Raw genomic sequence first — 1,850 nt, forward strand, 5'->3', positions numbered from 1 at the left:
AGATTCCGGAATTCGAGGATCTCAAGCTGCCGCCGGTGCTGAAGGACGTGTCGATGACCAAGCGCGGCCTGGTGCTGTTCGTCGGCGGCACCGGTTCGGGCAAGTCCACCTCCCTGGCGGCGCTGATCGACTACCGCAACCGCAACAGCGGCGGCCATATCATCACCATCGAAGACCCGGTGGAATATGTGCACAAGCACAAGAAATCGATCATCAACCAGCGCGAAGTCGGGGTGGATACCCGCAGTTTCCACGCCGCGCTGAAGAACACCCTGCGCCAGGCACCGGACGTCATCCTGATAGGCGAGATTCGCGACCGCGAGACCATGGAGCATGCCCTGGCCTTCGCCGATACCGGTCATCTGGCGATCTCCACCCTGCACGCCAACAACGCCAACCAGGCGTTGGACCGCATCATCAACTTCTTCCCCGAAGAGCGCCGCCCGCAGCTGCTCAACGACCTGGGCAACAACCTCAAGGCCTTCGTTTCCCAGCGTCTGGTGAAGACCGTAGACGGCAAGCGCCGCGCGGCGGTGGAAGTGCTGCTGGGTACGCCGACCATTCGCGACCTGATCAAGCGCAGTGATTTTGGCGATATCAAGGAAATCATGGAGAAGTCGAAGAACATCGGCATGCAGACCTTCGACCAGGCGCTGATCGACCTGGTCCATGACGGCTCCATCGACGAAGAAGAGGCGGTGAAAAATGCCGACTCGGCCAACAACGTGCGGCTCAAACTCAAGCTGCATCGGGAAAACCCAGCCAATGCCGCGGCGCAAGCCAGCCAGGCTTCCGCCAGCACGCCGGCCCCGGAGACCAAGCCGGCCAGCAGCGGCGATTGGGGCCTGGAGCTAAAGCTGGAAGATATCGAAGAAGATGAGCAGCCCGAAGACCCGGGCCGCTTGTCATAAGTCGCGAGCGTCCGGCATCAGGTCTGCGCCGGGCGTTCACCGATGCACTCGTAGAAACGGAATAGATAGCCATCCGGGTCAGCAACGAAAAACTCGCGCTGGCCATATTCCACCTGATTGCCGCGGTACCAGGCCTCATAAACCGGTTTGGCCAGGGCGATATTGGCCTGCTGCAAGCGCTGCAAGATGCCCTCGATGGATTCCACTTCGACCTGAAAATGCAGCCCCTTGCCATTGGGCCCAGGGCGCTGCATCGCGTAGATATCCGCGCCGGGTTGCTCCAACAGCATCACTTGGGCGCCATCCAGATCGAAGTAGCCGAAGCGCTCTTCCGGGCGCTCGAAGCGCAAGGTGAAACCGAAGATTTCCTGATAGAAAAGCTTCGATTCCGAGTAGTTGCACACCACCAGTTCGGGCACCAGTTTGTTCCATTCCATGGCGAATGCTCCTTAACTCTCGGCTTTAAACCAGAACTCGATCTCGTCGGTTTCTTCGGTGAACTCGGCGGCATGCTCGACACCGGCCGGCACCTGATACCAGTCGCCGGTCTGGTAGGTGCTGGTGTTGCCGTCGATGGTCAGGCGCAGTGCGCCGCGGGTGATCACCCCATAGTTGTCGGTGTCGTGCACATGGGGCGGAATCGAGGTGCCTGCCGGGTAGGAGGCGAACAGCACGTCACTGCCTTGCGCCGTCAGCTTGTAGGCGTCGAAGCGCCCGTCATACAGCGGCAGGGATTTGATCTTGTCGGGGTATTGGCCGGCCATGCAGAAATTCCTTGTAAGTGGCGGGGCGTTATTGACGGCTAATGCAATAGCCGGTGGATTCTAGCCTGGCTGAGATTGTTTAAGGTCATCGGCCTCCTGCCGCGAGCAGGAGGCCGGCACTGCTTACTGCTGCAGCTGCGGCAAATCGCGAAACAGCTCCAGCGCCTGGGGATTG

Annotated in this window: 3 protein-coding genes; 1 reads left to right on the forward strand and 2 read right to left on the reverse strand. The window is 60.2% G+C overall.

Annotated elements, in window-relative coordinates; all coding sequences use genetic code 11:
- A partial coding sequence (locus Q8Q83_RS00060) for a PilT/PilU family type 4a pilus ATPase (protein ID WP_305620041.1) occupies nt 1–911 on the forward strand: 911 nt, incomplete at its 5' end.
- A gap of 17 nt (nt 912–928) precedes the next feature.
- On the opposite strand, the gene Q8Q83_RS00065 is transcribed toward Q8Q83_RS00060, so the two are convergent.
- Together Q8Q83_RS00065 and Q8Q83_RS00070 are read right to left on the reverse strand one after the other, a co-directional pair.
- Nucleotides 929–1,348: a VOC family protein gene (locus Q8Q83_RS00065; RefSeq protein ID WP_305620043.1), complete on the reverse strand. Its 420-nt coding sequence runs from the start codon at nt 1,346–1,348 to the stop codon at nt 929–931.
- A gap of 12 nt (nt 1,349–1,360) precedes the next feature.
- Nucleotides 1,361–1,675 (reverse strand): cupin domain-containing protein, encoded by a 315-nt coding sequence (locus Q8Q83_RS00070; RefSeq protein WP_305620045.1) that lies wholly within the window; start codon nt 1,673–1,675, stop codon nt 1,361–1,363.
- Nucleotides 1,676–1,850 lie beyond the last annotated feature (175 nt).

The sequence above is a fragment of the Pseudomonas sp. genome (assembly GCF_030696055.1).
Taxonomy (GTDB): Bacteria; Pseudomonadota; Gammaproteobacteria; order Pseudomonadales; family Pseudomonadaceae; genus Aquipseudomonas.

Excerpts from the sequence above, each read along its gene's own strand:
- Q8Q83_RS00065 (WP_305620043.1), bottom strand. The coding sequence starts at position 1,348 with ATGGAATGGAACAAACTGGTGCCCGAACTGGTGGTGTGCAACTACTCG.
- Q8Q83_RS00070 (WP_305620045.1), bottom strand. The coding sequence starts at position 1,675 with ATGGCCGGCCAATACCCCGACAAGATCAAATCCCTGCCGCTGTATGAC.